The following is a 2388-nucleotide window of genomic DNA, read 5'->3' on the forward strand; positions in this document are numbered from 1 at the left end:
TATCGGTGTACACCCTCACGTGATGGTCCCCGTACAACCTCATATGTAGGTGCTCGGCGAGTCCTGTCGTAACTCGCCCACGACAAGGGCCACCCTTCGAATCGTCTACCGCCAAAGTTGACGAACCCGAAGGGTGGCCCTTGCCATGATCCTAGATGGAGAGTCTTGGATGAACATCCGACGTTTCAAAGCCCTGCACGAGGCCGGCGCGACCTATGCCGACATCGCCCGCGAATGCGGCTGCGATTGGCGCACTGTCCGCCGATACCTCGCCGACGATGCACCCACGCATCCACCGCAGGGAACCTCGAGAGCAGGAACACAACCCCGAGCGATCACCGACGACATCGCCGCACTGATCGAAGAGATGCTCCGCGCCGACATCACCATCGCAGCCTCGGTCATCCACGAACGCCTCACCAACGAAAAGTCCGTGACCGTGAACTACCAACGAGTCAAAATCTATTGCAGCACAGCCAGACCCATCATCCGAGACGAACTCGGCGCAGAAGAATCCGGGCTCGGCAATCTACACCGCCGATTCGAAACCATCCCCGGCGCCCAAGCACAAGTCGACTGGGGCGATGAAGGCGATCTCTTCGGCACCGGACGCAAGGTCTACTCCTTCCACATGGTCCTCTCGTTCTCCCGTGACCCATTCTGCTGCTACACCCACTCGATGGACGCCGCCGCGTTCTGGGGCAGCCACATCCGAGCCTTCGCGCACTTCGGTGGCGTCCCGGGTTCGATCGTCTACGACCGCACCAAAACCATTGTCCGCAAACATGTCCGTCCCGGACATGCTGTCCCGTTGCATCCAGCAGCCGTCGCATTCTCCGGGCACTACGGCTTCGACATCGACGTCCTCGCCGCGTACCGGCCCACCGGCAAAGGCCGTGTAGAACGGCAAGTGAAGATCGTTCGGGATCACGTCCTGGCCGGTCGCACGTTCACCGATCTCGCTAGCACCGACCGCACCTTCATGGACTGGGTTCCGATCCGCCGGACTCAGGTGCACCGTACTCACCGTGAGGTCATCGGGACCCGCGCCGTCGTCGATCACGCGGCGCTACGTCCTGCCCCGGCCGAGCCGTATCTTGTCGCCGAAGCCCACCTACGGCGCATCGGAAACGACGCGCTGATCTCGTTCGAGGCATCGCTCTACTCCGTACCCGCCGACCGCGTCCGGGCAGGTCAACGAGTACAGGTACGCGCCGGTGCCGACAACATCGCCATCGCCACCCTCGACAGTGCCGGCGGTACCGTCCTGGCCGTCCACGCTCGCTCGCAGGTCCGCGGCGCCTGGGTCGTCGACCAGGCGCACTGGGCGTCACTGCCCGACGGTCACACCCGTGCCACCACCGACGGACGCGTCGATACAAACCCCGCGGAGGGCACACCGTCACCTTCGGTCGACGCAGGCGACCCGTTGACCGCCAAAGTCATCTCACTCGTCGGACACGTCCACGTCGAACATCGACCACTGTCCGCCTACGCCGTCTGACCGTGAACCACTATCCCACAGCATCTTCCACGACAGGACACCGTTCATGAGTTCACTGACCACCCAACGGATCATCGACAACGCCCTCCGGCTCGGCCTCGGTCACACCGCCGAATCGGTCACCGAATCCGCCGCCCGCGCAGATTCCGCGCAGATGGGATACCTCGACTTCGTCGACCACCTCCTCGCCGAAGAAGTCGCAGTCCGAGAATCCCGGCGGTTCCGCAACGCCCTCAAACTCTCCGGGCTTCCCCATCACAAAACCCTCGACGACTTCGACTACACCTTCCAACCCGGACTCGAACCGCGCCGCATCCGAGACCTTGCCACCCTCGAATTCCTCACCGGCGCAGGGAACATCGCGATACTTGGACCACCGGGAGTAGGGAAAACGCATATCGCGATCGGGCTGGCGGTCGCTGCCTGCCAAGCCGGAAAGTCGATCTACTTCACCACCCTCGACGACCTCGTTCGAAAGCTCAAAGCCGCCGACGCAGCAAACCGGCTCCCCCGGCAACTCGCGAACCTCATGCGCCCATCTCTGCTGGTCATAGACGAGGTCGGATACCTCGCCCTCGACCGCGACGAAGCCAACATGTTCTTCCAGCTGATCAGCCGCAGATACGAGAAGGGCTCCACGATCATCACAAGCAACAAGCATTTCACCGAATGGGGAACCGTCCTCGGCGACGACGTCCTCGCCACCGCGATCCTCGACCGACTCCTTCATCACTGCGACGTCCTGGCCATCAACGGCCCCAGCTACCGGCTCAAAGACCGGCAAGGGCTTGTCACACCAGTGGAGGCACCGGCATCATGAACCTGCCGGACACCGACACGTCAGGTCGTACACAGACCGACACGTGAGGTCGTCCACCGATATC

Annotated in this window: 2 protein-coding genes; both read left to right on the plus strand. The window is 62.6% G+C overall.

The annotated features are described in order from the left end of the window. The first annotated feature begins 169 nt into the window (after window positions 1-169). Window positions 170-1504, plus strand: a complete 1335-nt coding sequence (gene istA, locus CH268_RS13170) for an IS21 family transposase (protein WP_008720775.1) — start codon at window positions 170-172, stop codon at window positions 1502-1504. Window positions 1505-1550: 46 nt separating this feature from the next. Further along, on the plus strand, window positions 1551-2324 hold the full coding sequence (istB, locus tag CH268_RS13175; protein ID WP_032385531.1) for an IS21-like element helper ATPase IstB: 774 nt from the start codon (window positions 1551-1553) through the stop codon (window positions 2322-2324). Window positions 2325-2388 lie beyond the last annotated feature (64 nt).

Source organism: Rhodococcus sp. 06-1460-1B, from assembly GCF_002258475.1.
GTDB classification, from domain to species: domain Bacteria; phylum Actinomycetota; class Actinomycetes; order Mycobacteriales; family Mycobacteriaceae; genus Rhodococcoides; species Rhodococcoides fascians.

Bases quoted from the DNA above. Each gene is read 5' to 3' on its own strand.
- istA (WP_008720775.1), top strand. From the start codon at position 170: ATGAACATCCGACGTTTCAAAGCCCTGCACGAGGCCGGCGCGACCTAT.
- istB (WP_032385531.1), top strand. From the start codon at position 1,551: ATGAGTTCACTGACCACCCAACGGATCATCGACAACGCCCTCCGGCTC.